Source organism: Nocardia sp. NPDC058640 (assembly GCF_042716995.1).
Lineage (GTDB): Bacteria > Actinomycetota > Actinomycetes > Mycobacteriales > Mycobacteriaceae > Nocardia.
This window is the reverse complement of record NZ_JBHXRG010000017.1, coordinates 91,191-111,839: the sequence shown is the minus strand read 5'-3', so window position 1 is coordinate 111,839 and position 20,649 is coordinate 91,191. Positions and strand designations below refer to the sequence as shown.

The 20,649-nt window shown below is 67.2% G+C and carries 19 protein-coding genes; 5 read left to right on the top strand and 14 right to left on the bottom strand.

Features of this window, described 5'->3' with window-relative positions:
* The 7 genes from ACFWU5_RS19135 to ssd form a co-directional block, all read right to left on the bottom strand.
* On the bottom strand, positions 1-198 hold a 198-nt coding region (locus tag ACFWU5_RS19135), incomplete at its 3' end, for a hypothetical protein (protein WP_379268124.1).
* Entirely contained in the window at positions 195-509 is a 315-nt protein-coding gene (locus tag ACFWU5_RS19130; protein WP_379241017.1) for a TadE family type IV pilus minor pilin, read from the bottom strand. The genes ACFWU5_RS19135 and ACFWU5_RS19130, both read right to left, overlap by 4 nt.
* Positions 510-550: 41 nt before the next feature.
* Positions 551-760, bottom strand: coding sequence for a DUF4244 domain-containing protein (locus ACFWU5_RS19125; protein ID WP_379268123.1), 210 nt, complete (start codon positions 758-760; stop codon positions 551-553).
* 72 nt (positions 761-832) lie between these two features.
* Complete coding sequence (locus ACFWU5_RS19120) at positions 833-1,450, bottom strand: type II secretion system F family protein (protein ID WP_379268122.1); 618 nt, start codon at positions 1,448-1,450, stop codon at positions 833-835.
* Positions 1,451-1,885: 435 nt separating this feature from the next.
* Complete coding sequence (locus ACFWU5_RS19115; RefSeq protein WP_379268121.1) at positions 1,886-2,401, bottom strand: type II secretion system F family protein; 516 nt, start codon at positions 2,399-2,401, stop codon at positions 1,886-1,888.
* Positions 2,402-2,957: 556 nt separating this feature from the next.
* Positions 2,958-4,139 carry a TadA family conjugal transfer-associated ATPase gene (locus tag ACFWU5_RS19110; RefSeq protein WP_379268120.1) on the bottom strand — a complete coding sequence of 394 codons (1,182 nt, stop codon included), beginning with the start codon at positions 4,137-4,139 and terminating at the stop codon, positions 2,958-2,960.
* A gap of 141 nt (positions 4,140-4,280) precedes the next feature.
* A complete protein-coding gene (gene ssd, locus ACFWU5_RS19105; protein ID WP_379268119.1) occupies positions 4,281-5,675 on the bottom strand; it encodes a septum site-determining protein Ssd in 1,395 nt (464 codons plus the stop codon).
* 390 nt (positions 5,676-6,065) lie between these two features.
* Between ssd and ACFWU5_RS19100 the strand changes: the two genes are divergently transcribed.
* Positions 6,066-6,884 carry an HAD-IB family hydrolase gene (locus ACFWU5_RS19100; RefSeq protein WP_379241536.1) on the top strand — a complete coding sequence of 273 codons (819 nt, stop codon included), beginning with the start codon at positions 6,066-6,068 and terminating at the stop codon, positions 6,882-6,884.
* Positions 6,885-7,294: 410 nt separating this feature from the next.
* On the opposite strand, the gene ACFWU5_RS19095 is transcribed toward ACFWU5_RS19100, so the two are convergent.
* The 5 genes from ACFWU5_RS19095 to ACFWU5_RS19075 all read right to left on the bottom strand — a co-directional run bounded on the left by ACFWU5_RS19095 (position 7,295) and on the right by ACFWU5_RS19075 (position 13,324).
* A complete protein-coding gene (locus ACFWU5_RS19095) occupies positions 7,295-8,041 on the bottom strand; it encodes an oxidoreductase (RefSeq protein ID WP_379241009.1) in 747 nt (248 codons plus the stop codon).
* A 91-nt stretch (positions 8,042-8,132) separates the two neighbouring features.
* Positions 8,133-9,815 (bottom strand): ABC transporter ATP-binding protein, encoded by a 1,683-nt coding sequence (locus ACFWU5_RS19090; RefSeq protein ID WP_379268118.1) that lies wholly within the window; start codon positions 9,813-9,815, stop codon positions 8,133-8,135.
* Positions 9,812-10,741 (bottom strand): ABC transporter permease, encoded by a 930-nt coding sequence (locus ACFWU5_RS19085; protein WP_379241007.1) that lies wholly within the window; start codon positions 10,739-10,741, stop codon positions 9,812-9,814. Before ACFWU5_RS19085 ends, ACFWU5_RS19090 begins: the two co-directional genes overlap by 4 nt.
* Positions 10,734-11,660, bottom strand: a complete 927-nt coding sequence (locus ACFWU5_RS19080; RefSeq protein WP_379241006.1) for an ABC transporter permease — start codon at positions 11,658-11,660, stop codon at positions 10,734-10,736. The genes ACFWU5_RS19085 and ACFWU5_RS19080 overlap by 8 nt, the downstream gene beginning before the upstream one ends.
* A 62-nt stretch (positions 11,661-11,722) precedes the next feature.
* Complete coding sequence (locus ACFWU5_RS19075; RefSeq protein ID WP_379241005.1) at positions 11,723-13,324, bottom strand: ABC transporter substrate-binding protein; 1,602 nt, start codon at positions 13,322-13,324, stop codon at positions 11,723-11,725.
* 387 nt (positions 13,325-13,711) lie between these two features.
* Here ACFWU5_RS19075 and acs point away from each other — a divergent pair, with 387 nt between their 5' ends.
* The 4 genes from acs to ACFWU5_RS19055 all read left to right on the top strand — a co-directional run bounded on the left by acs (position 13,712) and on the right by ACFWU5_RS19055 (position 18,568).
* Positions 13,712-15,655 (top strand): acetate--CoA ligase, encoded by a 1,944-nt coding sequence (gene acs / locus ACFWU5_RS19070; protein WP_379268117.1) that lies wholly within the window; start codon positions 13,712-13,714, stop codon positions 15,653-15,655.
* Positions 15,656-15,808: 153 nt separating this feature from the next.
* Positions 15,809-17,038, top strand: coding sequence for a Na+/H+ antiporter NhaA (gene nhaA, locus ACFWU5_RS19065; RefSeq protein WP_379268116.1), 1,230 nt, complete (start codon positions 15,809-15,811; stop codon positions 17,036-17,038).
* Positions 17,035-17,535: a phage holin family protein gene (locus tag ACFWU5_RS19060; protein ID WP_379247047.1), complete on the top strand. Its 501-nt coding sequence runs from the start codon at positions 17,035-17,037 to the stop codon at positions 17,533-17,535. The genes nhaA and ACFWU5_RS19060 overlap by 4 nt, the downstream gene beginning before the upstream one ends.
* 55 nt (positions 17,536-17,590) lie before the next feature.
* Positions 17,591-18,568, top strand: coding sequence for an alpha/beta fold hydrolase (locus ACFWU5_RS19055; RefSeq protein ID WP_379268115.1), 978 nt, complete (start codon positions 17,591-17,593; stop codon positions 18,566-18,568).
* Between the two features lie 157 nt (positions 18,569-18,725).
* Here ACFWU5_RS19055 and ACFWU5_RS19050 read toward each other — a convergent pair whose 3' ends face one another.
* Positions 18,726-19,919, bottom strand: coding sequence for a MarP family serine protease (locus tag ACFWU5_RS19050; RefSeq protein ID WP_379268114.1), 1,194 nt, complete (start codon positions 19,917-19,919; stop codon positions 18,726-18,728).
* The gene (locus ACFWU5_RS19045) at positions 19,916-20,644 is read right to left on the bottom strand and encodes an NUDIX hydrolase (RefSeq protein WP_379268113.1); all 729 of its coding nucleotides are present in this window, start codon (positions 20,642-20,644) and stop codon (positions 19,916-19,918) included. The genes ACFWU5_RS19050 and ACFWU5_RS19045 overlap by 4 nt, the downstream gene beginning before the upstream one ends.
* Positions 20,645-20,649 lie beyond the last annotated feature (5 nt).

Below are 20,649 nucleotides of genomic sequence, written 5' to 3'. Positions count from 1 at the left end.
GTGCAGCGCGGCCCGGCGCTCGGCGTGCAGCGCGGCCCGGCGCTCGGCGTGCAGCGCGGCCCGGCGCTCGGTGTGCAGCGCGGCCGGGCGCTCGGTCAGGTAGCCGGGGTTGAGCGCGATCGTCAGCGGCGGGTCCGGCCTCTCGGCAGGTGGTGGGCGATCGGGCCGACGCAAGGTTGCTGCGAGCCTTGTGATCACCGGCCGACTCCTGGTTCGGTGGCGGCTACCGCTTCGGCGTGTAAGCGGAGGCCGGGTAGGAGTGGCGTGTCGGCGGTGACGGTGGCTACTACGCGGTCTCCTTCGGTGCGCAGGTCGATGGTTGCGCCTGGCGGGGCGACTGTTCTGCCTGCGGCGAGGGCGTGGGTGGTGTCGCCGCGGGCGGCGAGGCGGGCGGTTTCGCGGGCGGCGTCGACGCAGCGGACCTGGGTGGATGCGGCGAGTAGAGCACCGATACAGAGGGCCACCGCGCACACCAGGGCGGCGAGGGCGATGGCGGCCTCGACCGTCACCGCACCCGCGTCGTCGCCGAGAGTTGTTGTGGTGCGGCTGTTTACACGTTCGTGTTCAGCGCCTTGTCGATGATGCCGGTCAGCGCGGTGACGATGCTGTCCCCGGTCACCACCCCGTAGAGCACGGCCCCGAAGGCCGCCGCGGCAATGGTCCCGATGGCATATTCCGCGGTGCTCATGCCTGCGTCGTCGATCAGCAGGCGCAGGAAGCGAGCGCGGGCCTCCGTGCTTACGGTGCGAACGAACTTCATCGTGATCCCCTCTCTGGTTGCACCGCACGGCTTTTCCGCGCGGTGAAGATTCGGCGGCCTCGTCGAGGCCGGTCATAGCAGCCCACCGCCGCCGAGCACCGTGTCCGCGAGGCCGATGACGACCGGGACGATGCCGAGACAGACGAAGGCTGGCAGAAAACACAGGCCGAGCGGTCCGCCGATCAACACGCCCGCCCGTTCGGCGCGCGCGACGGCCGCGTCCTCCACGGCTTCGCGGCGCTGAGTGGCGAGTTCGCCGACCGCGGCGGCCAGCGACGCACCCGACCGCGCCGAGCGGCGCGCCATCCTGGCCAGCGACTCCACCTCGTCGGCACCCGGCGATCCGACCGCATCAGCGGCTGCCCGTTCCCACGCGGTGGCGGCATCGGCACCCAGCGCGAGAAGGTCTGCGGCCCTGCACAATGCGGCCCGCAGCACCGGCGGGGCGGTGACGGCGCTCGCCCGCGCGGCCGCAGCCATCGGCAGTCCCGCCCGTAAACAGGCGGCGAGCAGATCGAACGCCGAAGCGGACCCGAGCGGATCAACTCTCGCAGTCCCCAACCCGATCGCCGGCGTACTCACCTGCGCCGATCCGAGCGCGCGCACCCGACGACTGACCGCCACCCGTCCGGGTAGCAACACCATCGCCACCGCCGCGAGCAACAACGCCTCCGGCGAAAGGGCACTCATCAACTCCCGCACAGCAATTCCCTCCTCGAAGTTCGATCCACACCCATCCACACCTGTCCACACCCCGCCTGCACCCGTCCACACCCCGCTCGCACCCGTCCACAGCTGTCCGCACCCATCCATGCCCATCCACACCTGTCCACGCCCTGCCCACACCCATCCACGCGCCGCCCGCACCATCCCCACCCATCCGCGCGCCGCCCGTACCCATCCGCGGGCCGTCCGCACCCATACCCACCTGTCCGCACCCCGCCTGCACCCATCCACGCGCCGCCCGCACCTATCCACACCTGTCCACACCCCGCCCACACCTGTCCACAGGCCTCCACACCAGCCGCAGATGCGGCGACGGCCCCTGCGATGACCGACGCTGAGTCACGCAGCGCGCCTCCATCGGCCGCTCCCGCGCCGGTGAATGCGTGACGTGGAGCGGGGTCAGGCTGTGCTCTTGCGGGTGATGACATCTGTCCACAGGAGTCCACAGCAGGCCAGGGCTGCGCCGAGTGGGAGTAACAGTTCGCCTGCCGGGGTGGTGAACAGGATGGTCAGGGGTGCGGCGCCCATCAGTTGGCCCAGGCCGATGCCTACCAGTGGGAGGCCGGCCAGGACGGTGGCCGAGGCTCGGGCGCCTGCCAGGGCGGCTTCGGTGCGGTCTCGGAAGCGGATGCGGCCGAGTAGGTCGGTTCTGGCGGCGGACAGTAGTTCCGCGAGTGCCAAGCCGTGCTCTTCGGCCACTCGCCAGGCGGCGGCGATCCTCGACAGTTCTTCGGCGACAATCGAATCCGGTTGGATCCAGCCGTCGGCACCGGAGCCGCCGAGTCGACTACGCCCTGCGCTGATCGCCAGTACCCGTGCTGCCTCGCCGCGCGACTCGCCTGCGGCGGATTCGGCGGCCGCGCTGGGGTGTGCGCCGACGCGGAGTTCGCCGACCACGGCTTCGAGGCCTGCCAACAGGTACCCGCATTCGCGGCGTCGCTCGCGGTCGCCACGACTACGCCGCCTCCGCACTGCGACAGTGACTCCCAACATGAGCGCCGCCACCCCAATCCCGGGCCCGAGCGCAAACGCCGTGCACCCCAACGTGATTCCTGCACACCACTCCACAGGTACCCGCCTCGGCGCACGATTCCTGCCCGCCCCGAACAATCGGGCGAACCGCCGCTGCCCACCAGCCACCGGCAGCACCAGCACCGCGACCGCACAACACAGCAGCGCACTGCCCACCAGTCCACCTCCATCGAGTAGATACGTGCACTTCGGCTGAACCACCCACCAAGCGCCACCTCGGTCGGGATACGTGCAGTCCGACTCGACGGTCCGCCCCGCGTGCGGCCTCCCGCCACGAGCGAAATGCGTGCACTTCGGGTGCACCAACCACCTACCGCCTCAATCGGGATACGTGCAGTCCGACTCAACGGTCCGCCCCGTGCGTGGCCTCCCGCCACGAGCGAGACACCTGCTCTTCGGGTTCCCCAACCATCAACCGCTACTTCGATTTTCGCGTACCTCATCCGAGTCGCATCTCCAGCAGCCTGCGCAGCTCGGGGGCGGCGGGAGCTGGCTGGTTGTCGGATCGCCAGGCCGGTGCGATGTGTACGCCGTCGGAATCTCGTTGCAGTACGCCGATTTCGCGCAGGGCTCGGGTTCCGTCGGATCGGCGGTGGACATGCAGGACCACTTGGACGGCGGCAGCTAATTGGCTGTGTAGTGCGGTGCGGTCCATGCCGCCCAGAGCCGCGAGGGCTTCTAGGCGGGCGGGTACTTCCTGTGGTGAGTTGGCGTGCACGGTGCCCGCGCCGCCGTCGTGGCCGGTGTTGAGGGCGGTCAGCAGGTCGACGACTTCGGCGCCGCGGACTTCGCCGACGACTATGCGGTCGGGTCGCATACGCAGTGCCTGGCGGACGAGGTCGCGGACCGTAACCGCGCCTACGCCTTCGACATTCGCGGTTCGAGCGACCAGGCGCACTACGTGCGGATGAACCGGTGCGAGCTCGGCGGCGTCTTCTACGCAGATGATCCGTTCGGCCGGGTCGACCGCGGCGAGCAATGCGGACAACATCGTAGTTTTGCCCGCGCCGGTTCCGCCGACGACCAGGAACGCGAGGCGGGCGCGGACTATGTCGCCGAGTAGGCGCCGGGCGTCCGGTGGAATCGATCCGGCGGCGGCCAGTGCGTCCAAGCCTTGGGTGGCTGGGCGGAGGATGCGCAGGGAGAGGCAGGTGCCGTCGTGCGCAACCGGTGCCAGGACCGCGTGTAGTCGGACTCCGAATGCATCGCCCAAGGTGGCTTCGGTGCCGGCGAGTTTGCCGTCGACCCAGGGTTGGGCATCGTCGAGGCGGCGACCGGCCGCCAGCGCCAGACGTTGGGCGAGGCGGCGCACCGCGGCTTCATCGGCGAAGCGAACATCGGTCAACTCGAGTCCGTGCCCGCGATCGATCCACACCGAATCTGGCGCTGTGACAAGCACATCCGCTACGCGTGGGTCGTGCAGCAACGGTTCGAGCAGTCCGGCCCCGGTCATCTCGGTTTGTAGCAGTCGCAAGGCCCGCAGCAGGTCGGTGTCGGCGAGCACTCCGCCCGCTTCGGTGCGGATCGCGGCGGCCAGCTGTGCCGCATCGGGCACGCCGGGATGTTCGGCAAGCCGTTCACGAACCCGTTCGAGCAAGTCGACGGTGACGAAAGTAGTCATCGCGCCACCGCGGAGCATCGGCTCTGACCACGGCGAGCACGGCACCGCACACTTGCGGGGCGTCTGCTCCGCCCATGGCGAAAATGGCATCGCATACTCACGGGGCATTCGCTCCTACCTTGGCGAGACCTCGTCGCGTACTCACGGGGCATCCGCTCCAACCATGGCGAGAACGGCATCGGCGGCATCGCGAAGCGGACCCCGGCGGCGGACGCTCAAGCCGCCGCGTTCGAGGCGGGATGCCAGGCCGGCTTGGCCTCGGACGGCAGCCAGCAGCGGCAAACCGAGCAGCTCGGCTACTTCCGCGCCGCGCAGTCCGCCGGGTGCGGGACCGCGAACTACCAAGCCGCGATTCGGGTTTCGTTCACCCAGGTAGGCCGAAACGACTTCCGCCGCGGCGATGGAGCGCAGTCGGGCTGGGACGATGAGCACGACCAAGTCGGCGGCATCGAGCATCGCGTCGGCCGCCGGCCCTCGTTCGCAGGACACATCGCAGACCACGAGATCGCCTGCGTCCCGGCCTGATTCGATGACAGCACGCATCGCCGCCGGAGAAAGTTCGGTCAGTGAATCCGCAATCCGCGTGCAGCCGGCGACTGAGCCCGGCTGCGACGAGTACCCTTGCGCCCCAGAGTTATTCACAAAGGATGACTCGCCGCCCAGGTGATCGACCATCGCAAGACCGGCCGATCCAGCCCGCCCGATCGGCGCATGACCACCCGAGGCAGCCCGCCCCATCGGCGCGTGACCTCCCGAAGCGGTCGGCCCGATCGGCGCGTGACCTCCCGAAGCGGCCGGCGAACGCCCATGACCCGGGATAGCGGGCCGCGCTCGCCCGCACGACAACACCGCCAACCCGGGCGACGCCGCAGGCAACGCATTGTGCAGAGCCGCAGCCGATACCCGACCGTCCTCGATCACCAAATCTGGCCAACGCAGGCCGGGCACATTCTCCATACCGAGCACCAGATCGATCCCCCCATCGAGGGGGGCACCGTCGATCAGCACCGTGTCACGGCGAACCCGACGCGCAGCTCCACGCAGCGCGGTAGCGGCGGCGAGCGTGGAGGCCCCCGCACCACCGCCCGCACCGACAACGGCGATCACGATCCCCTCACCCGTGCGGGATTCAGCATGTTCGGCGAACTGTTCGACCAGCGCGACAGCACCCGACGGCAACGCCACGACCCGTTCCGCACCGACAGCGGTGGCAGCCTGCCAATCAGGAACGGCGGGTTCACCTTCGGTGACGAGCACGATCCCCGACCGCCGCGGACACCCGGCAAGCGCGGCAGCGAGGGCGGCGTCGGTATCGAGGATCACCATCCCCGCACCGGACCACGCGTGCCGACCGACGGGCATCACCCGTTCATCGGTGACACGTTCGGCAGCCGCCGCGACCCTGCGCACCTCCGCGCGTAACCGTTCGTCTCGCACGAGTACGAGAGCCGGCGCGATCGGTAGGCCCGTGCTCGCTAGAGGTGGTGCGGTGCGCGCCGGAGGTGGGGAGTTGCCGCGAATCGGGGCGAGGTTCATACGACTCAGCGTGGCCGAATACCGAAGTTGTCAACACCCCGAAAACGCTGATTGTGGATAACTCGGGGGTGTGGAGAACTTTTACGTTCTGGCCCGGAATAGAGGACGGCCCCAGCCGGGGGGGAGGAGGCTGGGGCCGTCGGGTTCAGCCCCGGGGGGTCGGGCTGAACGCGCCTGGAACAAGTCCAGGTGCCAGCAATACTACACCCACACCCCGCGACGGGCGCAAGTAGCATTTGCCGACATTCTTCGGCGATTCGCCTCATCCGGCGTCCCCACGGCAAACCCTTTTCCATGGTCCGGGCAGCCGATCCTGCGGCGCGCGCGGCGGGTGCCTATTCTGTTGTCGTGACGCCAGAACGCGACCAGACCTCGCCCACGGAACCGACACTGGGCACGTCGGGCCGTGCCCCGGTGCCCGGCGGACGGGTCGCGGCGTTCTTCGATCTGGACAAAACAGTGATCGCGAAGTCGAGTGCGTTCGTGTTCAGCAAACCCTTCTACGCGCAGGGTCTGCTCAACCGCAGGGCCGTGTTGGAGAGCAGCTACGCACACTTTTTGTTCCTGCTTTCCGGCGCCGATCACGACCAGATGGAACGAATGCGGGCAAACCTGGCCAACATGGTCGCGGGCTGGGATGTGGAACAGGTCAAAAGCATTGTGGCCGAGACACTGCACGATCTGGTCGACCCGTTGATCTACGCCGAGGCAGCGGATCTGATCGCCGATCACAAGATTCGCGGCCACGATGTGGTGATCGTTTCCGCCTCCGGCGAGGAGATGGTCGGGCCGATCGCGGAAGCGCTGGGCGCTTCGCACACCGAGGCGACGCGGATGGTGGTCGAAGACGGCAAGTACACCGGCGACATCGAGTTCTACTGCTACGGCGAGGGCAAGGTCACCGCTATCGAAAAGCTGGCCGCCGAACAGGGTTACGACCTGTCGCGGTGCTACGCCTACTCCGACTCGGTGACCGACGTGCCGATGCTGAGCGTGGTCGGCCATCCGACCGCGGTCAACCCCGACCGCGGGTTGCGCAAGGAGGCCGCCACGCACGGTTGGCCGGTACTCACCTTCTCCAATCCGGTGTCACTGTGGTCGCGATTCCAGACACCGTCGACCACCACCGTCGCCGCGACGGCCGCCGTGGGACTGAGCGCGATCGTCGCGGGCACGATCAGCTACTGGCTGCTGCGCAAACGGCGCTGACCCGGAACGAGCACGAATCTCCGGGTGACACGCCGAATTCTGCGGGATTCAGTAATGCCCGCGAAACCCTTGATGCGAGTGCGGTCACAGTGTAAGAATGGAGTCACGGAAGGACGGAAGGCCAAGACGGAGCCGGAAGAGAAGGTTTCGCCTCCCATCCCACCTTCCCAGCACGGACGCCAGGCACCCACGCGCAGCGCGCCGCGACAAGGCCGAAACGGTTGTGGGCCTGCGAAATCCGAGCCGACGTCGGCGGAAGCCTCGCACAGGTTGCGGGGAAGAACCGGCGGGGCTGGGATTAACGCCGAGGCCACCGAACACAACCCACTCTGCACGCCTGGTAACCCGGTGTTCCGTGCTACGCGGGCGGTGAGGTCGAGCAATCGACAACGCCGCCCGTTTCGTGTGTGTCAGCCCGCGGCTGAGTCAGCGATCGAGTTCGCTTCGCGGGCACCGTCTTCCAATGCGCCGGAGCAGAACACGACCCAGCCGCCGACGCCCTCGATCGTGCCGAGGCCGAAGCCCGCGGCGGCGTCGAGGTAGGCCGGGTGGCGGCGCAGCCAGAAGACTTCGGGGACGCCGAGGCTGTGGGGGTCGAGGCCGCTGGCTACCGCTACCAGGCGGGAGGCGCCGCGGGCTACGACGCCGTCGGCGGTGCCGAAGGGGCGTAGCGACAGCAGTTCGCCGTGCACGATGGCCGCGATCACGGGGGCGGGGGCCTTGCTGGTGTGGATGGTTTGCGCGAGTAGGTCGAGGCGTTCGGCCACGCCGGGGGCGGAGCGGGGGCGGCCCAGGTCCTGTTCGTCGGTGACCAGGTCGGCGGCGGCGAGCAGGTGCAGGCGGGCCAGGGCCTGCAGGGGGGCACGTCGCCAGGTGCCGACGAGGTTGTTGAGGGCGTCGCCGTCGAGGGCCTGGCCCACCCGCAAGGCGCCGGCCAACACCGGGTCGGTGACCTGGCCGTCGGCGGGCAGCTCGGTGCTCGCGCCTTCGATGGCCGCGGAGGAACGAGCCGCACGCACGGCGGCTTCGGCGGCGGTGGTCGCCCAGCCGCGCCGGTTCGACTTGTGCCGGTGCACGGCCGCGAGCGCGTCGCGCGCCTTGTCGGCGGCTTCACGCACGCCGGGCAGGTCGACCAGGGGCTGCAGCGGATCAGTCACGGCAAGCAGGTTACCGCCCGGACAGCGCGGGCCCCACCGTCACATCCACCCCGAGCGCGCGCCACGCCTCCCCCGTGACGCGCGCCCCGACCTACCCCGTGAGCAACTCCCGACCAGGAATCGCCTCGAGCAACGCCCGCGTGTACTCCTCACGCGGCGACGCGAACACCTCGTCCGTCGTAGCCGCTTCCACCACCTTGCCCTCACGCATGACCAGCACATTGTCCGCGATCTGCCGGACAACAGCCAGGTCGTGGGTGATGAACAGGTACGTCAGGCCCAACTCCGCTTGCAGGTCGTTGAGCAGGGTCAGGATCTGGGCTTGGACCAGGACGTCCAGGGCCGAGACCGCCTCGTCGCAGACCACCATTTCCGGGGACAGTGCCAGCGCGCGGGCGATCGCCACGCGTTGGCGTTGACCGCCCGACAGCTCGTTGGGGTAGCGCCGCATCACCGAGGTGGGCAGCGAGACCTTGTCGAGCAGGTCGCGCACGGTCGCTTCCCGTTCGGCGGGTGTGCCGATCTTGTGGACCCGCAGCGGTTCCTCGATCGTGCGGAAGATCGAGTACATCGGATCCAGTGAACCGTAGGGGTTCTGGAAGATCGGCTGTACCCGGCGCCGGAAGGCGAAGGCGCCCTTGCTGTCCAGCTTCGCCACGTCTTTGCCGTCGAAGCAGACGCTGCCCGAGGTCGGTTCGAGCAGGCCCAGCGCCATCTGCGCGATGGTCGACTTGCCCGAGCCCGATTCGCCCACGATCGCGGTGGTGGTGCCGCGTTCGACCGTGAAACTCACGTCGTCCACGGCGATGAAGTCCGTGGACTGCCACGGCCGCTTGCCGCGAATCTTGAACGCCTTGGACAGGTTTCGCACATCCAACACGGTGTCGGACAGATCATCGGACGCCTGCTCCGCGACCTCGACCGCCGCAGCGCGCACCTGCGCCCGCTGCCGCGACGACGACATCCGCGAAGCCGCGAGCGACGGTGCGGAATTCACCAACTTCTTGGTGTACGCGTGCTGCGGATCGCGCAGAATCTGCAGCGCCGGACCGGATTCCACCACCTTGCCGCGATACATCACCACCAGGTGCTCGGCCCGTTCGGCGGCCAGACCCAGATCGTGGGTGATCAGCAGCACCGCGGTGCCCAGCTCGGTGGTGAGCTTTTCCAGATGCCCCAGGATCTGGCGCTGGACAGTCACGTCCAACGCCGAGGTCGGCTCGTCGGCGATCAGCAGTTTCGGCCTGCACGACAGCCCCATCGCGATCAGCGCACGCTGACGCATACCGCCGGAGAACTCGTGCGGGTACTGGTTCACGCGACGTTCGACATCGGACATGCCCGCCTCGGCGAGCAACTCCACCGACCGTTTGCGGGCCTCGGCGCCGGTGCAGACACCGTTGGCCACCAACGTTTCCCGGATCTGGAAGCCGATCTTCCACACCGGGTTCAGGTTCGACATCGGGTCCTGCGGAACCAGGCCGATGCCGTTGCCGCGAACCGCGACGATCTCCTTCTCCGACGCCGTGGTCAGGTCCTTGCCGTCGAACATGATCGAGCCGCCGGTCACCTTGCCGGTGCCGGGCAGCAGGTCGATGATCGCGTGCGCGGTCGTGGATTTGCCCGAACCGGACTCGCCCACGATCGCCACGGTCTGACCCGGGTAGACGGTCAGGTTCACGCCGCACACGGCGGGCACGTTCTTGCCGTCGGAGGTGAAACTGACGTCCAGGTCACGGATTTCGAGCAACGGTACGGATTTGTCGACAGTCATCGGGTGCGCTCCTTCGGATCGAGCGCGTCGCGCACCGCGTCACCGAGCAGGATGAAGCTCAGCACCGTGATGGCCAGCGCGGTCGCCGGATAGAACAGGATCGGCGAGGTTCGGATCTCGTTCTTGGCGCGACTGATGTCGGCGCCCCACGCCACGATGTCGGGCGGCAGACCGACGCCCAGGAACGACAGCGTCGCCTCGGTGACGATGAAGACACCGAGCCAGATCGTGGCGACCACGATCAGCGGACTCGCCGAGTTGGGCAGCACGTGCCGCATCAGCGTGCCGATCCGAGACACGCCCAATGCCTTTGCCGCGGTGACATATTCACCGTTCTTGGCTTCGATCACCGCACCACGGGTGATACGCGCGGCTTGCGGCCAGGTGAACGCGACCAGGATTCCGATCACGGTCATGATCCCCGCGGGCCGCAGCAGCTGCAGCAGCACGATCGCGGCCAACACCATCGGGATGGCGTAGAAGATCTCGGCGATACGCGACACGATCGTGTCGAGGAAGCCACCGTAGAAACCGGAGATCGCGCCCAGCAGACCGCCCACGATCAGGAACAGGAACGCCGATCCGATGCCGACCGTCACCGACGCTCGCGCGCCATAGATGGTGCGCGCGAACACATCACAGCCCTGCTTGTCGAAACCGAACGGGTGACCCTCACGCGGGCCGTCCATGCCGAACTCGCCGAAACACGCGCGCGGGTCCTGGCTGGTGAACAACGACGGCCACACCACCACGAGCATGACGAACGTGATCAGCACGACCGAGACCAGGAACACCGGGTTGCGGCGCAGCCTGCGCCACGCGTCGCCCCAGATGCTGGTCGGCGTGCCCTTGTCCACCACCCGGTCGGTGGCCAGCACCTCCACCTCGTCGGCGGCGGCTACGAAATGCTGTTGTTTGTCATGCATAACGAATCCTCGGGTCCAGCGCGGCGTAGAGCAGGTCGATGAGCAGGTTCATCAGCAGGAACAGCACCACCAACACCGTCACGAACGACACCACCGTGGGCGGTTCGCCGCGGATGATCGCCTGGTACATGGTGCCGCCGACGCCGGGAATGTTGAAGATGCCCTCGGTGACGATCGCGCCCGCCATCAGCGAGCCGAAATCGGCGCCGAGGAAGGTGACCACCGGGATCATCGAGTTGCGCAGAATGTGCACGTTCACCACCCGGCGGCGGCTGAGCCCCTTCGCGGTGGCGGTGCGCACGAAATCGGCGGACTTGTTCTCCGCCACCGAGTTTCGGGTCAATCGCAAGACATACGCGAAAGACAGCGAACCCAACACGAACGCGGGTACGATCAGCTCACCCAGACTGGCTTTGCCCGTGACGGTGACCGGGGCGATCCCCCACTTCACACCGAGCAGGAACTGCGCGAGATAGCCGACCACGAACACCGGCATCGCGATGATCACCAAACTCGCGATCAGCATGGTCGAATCGAACAGCTTGCCCTTGCGCAATCCCGCGATCAGACCGAACACGATCCCGAAGAAGCCCTCGATCAGCACCGCGAGAAACGCGAGCTTGATGGTGATCGGGAACGCGCGCACGAGTTCGTCACGCACCGGGCGCCCTGAGAACGAGGTGCCGAAGTCCAGTGTGAGAATGCCTTTCAGGTAATGCAGATATTGCATGATGAAAGGTTGATCGAGGTGGTAGCGCGCACGCAGCACCGCCTCGGCCGCCGGCGTGAGCTGTTTCTCGCCCGCCAGCGCCTTGATCGGGTCACCCGGAATCAGAAATACCATCGCGTAGATGAGTAGCGTCGCGCCCAGGAATACCGGGATCATCTGGAGCAGACGCCGAAGAATGTACCAAGCCATCATTTCCTCCGAAAACGAAAGGGGCCGAGTCACATTCGCGTGACTCGGCCCACTGTCGAGTTCTACTTCTCGATGTTCTCGAAGTCGAACAAGCCGTTCCAGCCGAGCTCGGCCTTGCTGACCTTGTCGGAGATGCCCGCGGCGGCGACATAGTCGAACACCGGGATGTCGACCATTTCCTTCAGCATGATCGTCTGAGCCTGCTCGATCAGCTTGTAGGAAGCCTCGTTCGTCGGCGCGGCCAGCGCGGCGTCGAAGAGACGGTCGACCTCAGGGTTGTTGAAGTTGACGTTGTTGGTCTCGGAGTAGCTGTAGTACTGCGATCCGAGGAACTGCATCATCGTCGGGTAGTCACCCTGCCAGCCGTAACGGAAAGCGGTGCCGATGGTTTCGTCGGTGACCGCGTCACGGATGTTCTTGAACGTGGGCATCGGGTTGGCGACCGCGTCGATACCCAGCGTGTTCTTCACACTGTTGGCCACAGCCTCGACCCAGGCCTGGTGGCCGCCGTCGCTGTTGTAGGTGATCGAGTACTTGCTACCCGCCCACGGCGAGATCGCGTCGGCCTGTGCCCACAGCTTCTTGGCTTCTTCGGGGTTGTAGTCCAGCCATTCCGAACCCGGCAGCTTGGCGTTGAAGCCAGGCAGCGTGGACGCGGTGAAGTCCTTGGCCGGGTTGCGCAGACCGTTGAAGATCTTGTCCGCGATCTGCGGGCGGTTGATGGCCATCGAGATGGCCTTGCGCCGCAGAATGCCTTCTTCGCCGGCGAAGTGCGGCACGTTGGTCTGGATACCGATGTGCTGGTTCTGCGCGGTCGGCTTGGTGATCGCGCGGTCGCCCAGATCGCTCTTGTAACTGGTGAGCGCACTGTCGGGAATGGTGTCCAGCGCGTCGAGGTTACCGGCCTGCAGATCCGCGTACGCGGTGTCGTAGGACTGGTACATCACGAAACTGATGCCCTTGTTCTTGGGCTTGCGGTTACCGGGGTAATCCGGGTTGGGCGTCAGATCGATCTTGACGTTGTGTTCCCACGTCTGGAATGCGTAGGGGCCGTTGCCGATCGGCTTCTCACCGAACGCCTTCATATCCTTGAATGCCGCCTCGGGCAGCGGATAGAACGGCGTGTAACCCAGGGCGCTCTCGAAGTCGATCGAGGGTGCCTTGAGGTCGACGGTGAAGGTGCGATCGTCGACGACCTTCAGGCCCGACATCGTCTTGGCCGTCGGCTTCTCGGCGCTGACTTCGTCGAACCCGGCAATGGGGCTGTACGCGTAGCTCTGCAGCTGCGCGTTGTCGGCCAGTGCGCCGTAGTTCCACGCGTCGACGAAGGACTTCGACGTCACCGTGGTGCCGTCGGTGAACTTCCAGTTCGGCTTGATGGTGATCTTGTACGACTTGCGATCGGTCGTCTCGATCTTCTCGGCCATCTCGTCGTGGGCTTCGCCGTTGGCGTCGTAGTACTTCAGCCCGGCGAACAAACGGTCGACAACTCGTCCGCCCATGTTCTCGTTGGTATTACTGGGTACCAACGGGTTCTGCGGCTCGCCCGCATTCGTGGTGACGATGCTGGAATCAGCACTGTCATCGGACGAGCACGCGGTAAGACTGAGGCTCGTGGCCGCCAGTCCCGCCGCAACCAGCGCGGTCGCTCTGATGAATCTCAACGCTCTCTCCCGGTTCAATTCCGTGGCTAACGGTCGGAGGTTAGCGGCTCGCGGCCGATTTATCACCATTCCGAGCCATTTTCACTTCACATGTATCAATACGGTTACTCGGTGGAAACGCAGGAAAAAATGCCGAGCCCCTCATGCTCGGCAGGAAAAATATGAACAAAAGTCGGAACCATCAGCTGAACGGTTGACTGAAAACGATAGCCCGCGACCGCCCGGTTTGTCCGGGAAGTCATCGGATGAACTAGCCCTATTGACCGCGCGGGAAACCTGGCCGATACAACTGCGCGACCCCGCCCGCCCGTGTTGACTACTGTCGATACCGCTGGGCCACACCCGGCGACCGACCCGACCGCACCAGGCATGTGAGGCAGAATCAACATGACCGAAACCGCTGCAGGCCACCAGGACTCGTATCCGCCCAGCGCGGAGTTCACCGCCGCCGCCAATGCCGATGCCGCCCTCTACGCGCGTGCCGAGACCGACCGAGACGGCTTCTGGGCCGAGCAGGCCAACCGGCTGCACTGGCACACACCCTTCACCCAGGTGCTGGACTGGACCGACGCTCCGGTCGCGCGCTGGTTCGCCGACGGCGAGCTCAACGTGGCCTACAACTGCGTGGACCGACACGTCATCGACGGGCACGGCGAACAGGTCGCCATCCACTGGGAAGGCGAACCGGGCGACTCCCGCGACATCACCTACCGCGAACTGCTCGCCGAGGTCTCCCAGGCCGCCAACTTCCTGACCGAACTCGGACTGGAAGCAGGCGATCGCGTCGCCATCTACATGCCGATGGTGCCCGAGGCGATCGTGTCGATGCTGGCGTGCGCGCGGCTGGGCCTGACGCACTCGGTCGTGTTCGCCGGATTCTCGCCCAGCGCGCTGCGACAGCGGGTCGACGACGCCGAGGCGCGGTTGATCATCACCACCGACGGGCAGTGGCGGCGTGGCAAGCCCGCACCGTTGAAGGACGCCGTCGACGAGGCGCTGGGTTCGGACCCGTCCTCGGTGGAGCACGTGCTGGTGGTGCGCCGGGTCGGGACCGAGGTGCCCTGGACCGAAGGTCGCGACCTGTGGTGGCACGAAACCGTGTCTGCTGCTTCACCTTCGCATGAGGCACAGCCGTTTCCGGCCGAGCACCCGCTGTTCATCCTCTACACCTCCGGGACCACCGGGAAGCCCAAGGGGATTCTGCACACGACCGGCGGGTACCTCACGCAGGTCGCGTACACGCACCACAATGTCTTCGATCATCAAGCAGGACAAGACGTTTACTGGTGCACCGCCGACATCGGGTGGGTCACCGGGCACAGCTATATCGTCTACGGGCCGCTGGCCAACCGGGCCACCCAGGTCGTGTACGAGGGCACGCCCAACTCCCCCAACGAGCACCGCCACTTCGAGATCATCGAAAAATACGGCGTCACAATCTATTACACCGCTCCCACCCTGATTCGCACGTTCATGAAGTGGGGGCGCGAGATCCCCGACGCGCACGATCTGAGCACCTTACGACTGCTGGGTTCGGTCGGCGAACCGATCAATCCCGAAGCATGGCGCTGGTATCGAGAAGTGTTCGGCGCCAACGCGACTCCCATCGTGGACACCTGGTGGCAGACCGAGACCGGCGCCATCATGATCTCGCCGCTGCCCGGCGTCACCGCCACCAAACCCGGCGCCGCCATGGGACCGCTGCCCGGCATCTCCGCCACCGTCGTCGACGAAGAGGGCAACCCGGTTCAGCTGGGCGAGACCGAGGCCAACGGGTACCTCGTGCTCGACAAGCCGTGGCCGTCGATGCTGCGCGGCATCTGGGGCGATATGGACCGCTACCGGTCCACCTACTGGGAGCGCTACGCCGAACAGGGGTGGTACTTCGCCGGGGACGGCGCCAAACTCGACGCCGACGGCGACCTGTGGGTGCTCGGGCGGGTCGACGACGTGATGAACGTGTCGGGTCACCGGATCTCCACCGCGGAGGTCGAGTCCGCGCTGGTCGGGCATCCGGCCGTGGCCGAAGCCGCGGTCGTGGGCGCCAGCGACGACACCACCGGGCAGGGGATCGTCGCGTTCGTCATCCTCACCGGGTCGGCCGTGCGGGGCGACGACCTGGTCGGTGAGCTGAAGGCGGCGGTGTCCAAGGAGATCAGCCCGATCGCGCGGCCCCGCGAGATCCATATCGTGCCCGAGCTGCCCAAGACGCGCAGCGGCAAGATCATGCGCAGGCTGTTGCGCGATATCGCCGAGGGACGCGAGCTCGGCGACACCTCCACCCTGGTCGATCCGGGCGTATTCGAGGCCATCCGCGCGGGTAACAACTGACCGACCCCGGACGGCGGCAACGCGCTGTGGCCGTCCGGGTCCGTTAGGCTCATGACTTCAGGTGTGCCGGGAAGTCTGGTCGGCGTGCGGTCGTGAATCCGGGAAGCCGGACAGCGGCCGCGACCCCGTCGACCTCTGCCGAAAGGCTTGCCCTTGATCACGCGCGTCCGCTCCGAGCTCACCCGCTACCTTCGCACCGAGACCGTCGGCGGTGCGCTGCTGCTCGTGGCCGCTGCCGTGGCCCTGATCTGGGTGAACTCGCCATGGGGTGCCAGCTATCAAACGCTGATCGACACCCACCCCGCCATCCCCCCGCTGCACCTGGACCTCACGCTTGCCGACTGGTCCAAGGACGGGCTGCTCGCGATCTTCTTCTTCGTCGCCGGGCTCGAACTCAAACGTGAATTCGCCGTGGGCGAGCTGGCCGACCCGAAACGGGCCGCGCTGCCGATCATCGCCGCGGTCGGTGGCGTGGTCACCCCCGCCGCGATCGCGCTGGTGGTCGGCCACGGCGTGCCCGGCATGGAGAACGGCTGGGCCATCCCGGTGGCCACCGACATCGCGTTCGCCCTGGCCATCCTCGCGATGACCGGCTCCCGCATCCCCACCAGCGCGCGGGTGTTCCTGCTCAGCCTGGCCGTGGTCGACGATCTGCTGGCCATCGTGCTCATCGCGGTGCTGTTCACCGCCTCGCTGTCGCTGCTGTGGCTGGCCGCCGCCATCGCCTGCTGCGCGGCATGGGCGCTGGCGCAGAAGTTCCGGCTGCACACGCCGCTGTTCTACATTCCGGTCGCGCTGATCTGCTGGTACGCGCTGCACGAGGCGGGCATCCACCCCACGCTGGCCGGTGTCGCGCTCGGCCTGCTCACTCGCGTGCGCAAGGATCCGGGCGAGAAAACCGCGCCCGCCACCCACCTCGAGCATGTGGTGCAACCGATCTCGGCCGGATTCTGCGTGCCGGTGTTCGCGCTGTTCGCCTCGGGGGTGCCGCTCAACAGCGACGTGTTCGGCTCGCTGTTCACCGACCGGCTGGCCCTGGCGATCATCCTCGGTCTGCTGCTGGGCAAAACCATCGGAATCTTCGGCGTGAGCTGGGTCGCGATCCGGCTCGGCGTGGCGAAACGCCCAGCGGGACTGGAGTATCGCGACATGTTCGCCCTGTCGGTACTGGGCGCGATCGGGTTCACCGTTAGCCTGCTCGTGGCGGAACTCGCGCTCGCCGACGTAGGCACCGAGGCCATCGATCTTGCGAAGGCCGCCGTTCTGGTGACCTCGATGGCAGCATCGCTGATCGGATCGGCGCTACTGTTGCGCCGAGGACGTGTGCACTCCGCGCGCCGTGATGCAGACCAGTTACCACAGGGAGAAGGGTCGACGAAGTGAGTTACACCCAAGGCGGAAATGACGGTCGGACGGTCACTTCGATCCCGTTGACCGACGCCAATCCGCCCGGATCGGCCAGCATCGGCAGCCTCGTGCGCGACGCCACCGAACAGATGTCGACGCTGGTGCGCGCCGAAGTGGCACTGGCCAAGGCCGAAGTCACCGGCGAGATCAAGAAGGGGCTCACCGGCAGCGTCTTCTTCATCCTCGCGCTGGTGGTGCTGCTGTTCAGCTCGTTCTTCTTCTTCTTCTTCATCGCCGAACTGCTCGACGTATGGCTGGCCCGCTGGGCCGCGTTCCTGATCGTGTTCGTGCTGATGGTGCTCGCCACCGTGGGCCTGGCGCTGCTGGGCTGGCTCAAGGTACGCAAGGTGCGCGCGCCGGAGAAGACGATCGGCTCGCTCAAGCAGACCGCCGAGGTGCTGCCCGCGGCGTTCGCACACCGCGACAGCGCGCACACACCCCACGCATCGTTGGAGAAGTCCAGTAACCGTTGACGCGCCCGGCGGGCCCGGTCGCGACAGCCGGACCCGCCCACTAGGCTCGATCGGCGTGTCGTCCAACTCATTCCCGGATCCCTCCAGCGTCCGCTTCGACGGACCGTGGACCCACCGGGACGTGCACGCCAACGGAATCCGCTTCCACATCGTCGAAGCCGACGGTCCCGACCGCGCGCACGCCCCCCTGGTGCTGCTGCTGCACGGCTTCGCCGACTTCTGGTGGTCGTGGCGGCATCAGCTGACCGCCCTGGCCGACCACGGATATCGCACCGTCGCGGTCGACCTGCGCGGGTACGGCGATACCGACAAACCACCGCGCGGCTACGACGGATGGACCCTCGCGGGTGACATCGCCGGGCTGATCCGCGCGCTGGGCCACACGCAGGCCACTCTCGTCGGTCACGCCGAAGGTGGGCTGGTCTGCTGGGCTACCGCGGTGTTGCACCCGCGACTGGTTCGCTCGATCGCGCTGGTCAGTTCGCCGCATCCCGCTGCTTTGAAAAGTGCTGTGTTGCGGGATCCGGCGCAGCGGGCGGCGTGGCTGCCGGAGTTCCTGCGGTACCAGCTGCCGCGGTACCCCGAGAACCTGCTCACGCGGCGTGGTGGGGCCGAAGTGGAGCGGTTGCTGCACGGTCGGGTCGGTGAATCATGGTCGGGCAGTGCGGAATTCGTCGAGACTGCCTCGCGGATGCGGGATGCCATCCGGATTCCGGGGGCCGCGCACAGTGCGTTGGAGTATCAGCGGTGGGCGTTCCGTAGTCAGTGGCGGCCTGATGGCAAGCGGTTCATGGCGACTATGCGGACGCCGATCGATATACCGGTGGTGATGTTGCGGGGGGAGCAGGATGATTATCTGCTCGATGCGACGTTTCAGCGGGGGGAGGCGTTGTCGCCGAACCGGACGTTGGTGTCGATTCCGCGGGCTGGGCATTATGCGCATCAGGAGAATCCGAGCAGGGTCAATGAGGTGTTGACTACGCGGTGGCGGGAGCAGAACGGGTCGCCGCATGATGATTTGGTTTCGCCCTGAGCCACCACCTTTTCGGTTCGGGTAGCCACCAGGAAGTCCCTACCAAAGGGCCCCGCCCTGATCTGGACTGACCGGAGGGTGCGACGAAGGAGCACCCGCAGGGAGGGAAGATCAGGGCCCCCCGGGGCCCGCTCGAGCGCGCCAGCGCTCCAAAAACTCAGCTCAGGACGCAGGCTCCGGTGTCTACGGGGGTGGTGCTGGGGGTGGCTGCGGCTAGTTCTGAGGCGACCTCGTTGAGGGTCAGGACGTAGCCGGTGTCGTCGTCGGTTACTGCGGCGCCGAAGACTACGCCTAGGAGTTGGCCTTCGGTGTCTACCAGGGGGCCGCCGGAGTTGCCTGCGCGGACTTGGCCTCGGACGGTGTAGACCTCGCGCTCTACGGTGCCGTCGCGGTGGATGGTGGGGCCGGTGAGGTCAAGGGTTTCGCGGACTCGGGCGGCGCTGGCGGTGTACGGGCCGCCGCCGGGGTAGCCGAGGACGATCGCGCTCTCGCCGGAGCTGGCGGGCTCGGGGGCTTGGGGGAGGACGGGGGCGGTCAGGCCGGGCACGCTCAGGATCGCGATGTCCTTGGAGGGGTCGAACAGCACGACGGTGGCGTTGAGGGCGCCGCGGGCGGTATCGACCGCTACCGCGTTGGTGCCTGCCACGACGTGGGCGTTGGTCATCACGCGTTCGGGGGCCACGACGAAACCCGAACCTTCCAGCGCGCGCTGGCAACTGGGGGCGGTGCCGCGGATGCGCAGCACGCTGGGTTGCAGCGAAGCGGCGACGGGGCTGGCCAGCACGCTGGGGTCAGGGGGTTCGACCGCTGCGATCGGCGCGCGACCGAAGGGGCCGATCACATCCGGGAGTCCGGAGGTGTCCAGCAGTCGGGAGAACTCGTTGGGGACCTTGCGTAACCAGTCCGGTGCCACCGAGTTGACGTCGGCGAGCACCTTCGAACCGTTGATCGCGGCGGCCACGGCCGGTTGGGACGCGGTGGCCAGCGGCAGCGCGAGCAGCCAGGCCGCGACCAGCACGGTCACCGCCTGCAGCACCGCGCCCACGACACTGTCGACACTGCGCGCGACCGGCTGGCGGATGCCCGTGCGCGCGGCTCGGCCCAGCACCATGCCCGCGACCTCGCCGATGATCACCAGCAGCACGATCAGCAGGATGCCGCCCAGCACCCGGCTGCGACCCTCGCTGAGATGCTTCAGGATGTGCGGTGCGATCAGAATGCCCGCGACCGCGCCCAGCGCGACACCGAAGAACGCCAGCGCCGACGCCACCGCACCCTGCCGCCAGCCGGTGGACGCCGCGACCAGTGCGATCAGCACCACCGCGATGTCCAGCCACACCGACGGGGTCACAGCGTCATTCCGACCGCAGCCAGCGAGCTCTCCAGGTCACGCACGTCGCCCCGATCCCAATCTTGTTCCCACCCAGCTGATTTGATGATGCCGGCGAGAATACCGCCGGTGAGGCCCCAGACCAGCATCCCATCGACTTGGAACGCGGGGCTCTGGTAGCCGAGACTGCCACGGACCATGAATCTGTGTGCCGGATCGAGCAATTCGGCCAGCGGAACACGCACGACACGCTCGGTTTCGCCCTGATCGACCACGCGCACCGCGGTGGGTGCCCGCCAGTAGCCGAGCACCGGGGTGACATCGAATTTCGACGGCGGAACGAACAGCTTCGGCAGCACGGCAAACGGTGCGACACCGGCGGGGTCCAGACCCGTCTCCTCGACGGCCTCGCGCAGTGCGGTGCCGATCGGACCGCCGTCGCCGGGATCCGCGGCGCCACCGGGGAACGCGATCTGGCCGCCGTGTTGGCGCATGGTCGAAGCACGTTGGGTGAGCAGCACATCGGCGTCGGCGGGCAGGCCACCCGGCGCGGACTCGTCGGGGTCGGGCGAGCCGCCGAACAGCACGAGCACCGCGGCCTGGCGTGGTTTGCCCGTCAGCGACATGGCCCGGCGCAGGGCGCGGGACTTGGCGAGCGTGTCGTCGGCGTCGGGGCCGCCCGCCCGGATCGCGGTGCGCAACCAGGGCGGAATGCCGGAATCGTCGAGCTTGCCTACCTCGTTCACGCCAT

Excerpts from the sequence above, each read along its gene's own strand:
- ACFWU5_RS19110 (WP_379268120.1), bottom strand. The coding sequence starts at position 4,139 with ATGACTACTTTCGTCACCGTCGACTTGCTCGAACGGGTTCGTGAACGG.
- ACFWU5_RS19080 (WP_379241006.1), bottom strand. The coding sequence starts at position 11,660 with ATGGCTTGGTACATTCTTCGGCGTCTGCTCCAGATGATCCCGGTATTC.
- ACFWU5_RS19120 (WP_379268122.1), bottom strand. The coding sequence starts at position 1,450 with ATGAGTGCCCTTTCGCCGGAGGCGTTGTTGCTCGCGGCGGTGGCGATG.
- ssd (WP_379268119.1), bottom strand. The coding sequence starts at position 5,675 with ATGAACCTCGCCCCGATTCGCGGCAACTCCCCACCTCCGGCGCGCACC.
- ACFWU5_RS19125 (WP_379268123.1), bottom strand. The coding sequence starts at position 760 with ATGAAGTTCGTTCGCACCGTAAGCACGGAGGCCCGCGCTCGCTTCCTG.
- ACFWU5_RS19085 (WP_379241007.1), bottom strand. The coding sequence starts at position 10,741 with ATGCATGACAAACAACAGCATTTCGTAGCCGCCGCCGACGAGGTGGAG.
- acs (WP_379268117.1), top strand. The coding sequence starts at position 13,712 with ATGACCGAAACCGCTGCAGGCCACCAGGACTCGTATCCGCCCAGCGCG.
- ACFWU5_RS19090 (WP_379268118.1), bottom strand. The coding sequence starts at position 9,815 with ATGACTGTCGACAAATCCGTACCGTTGCTCGAAATCCGTGACCTGGAC.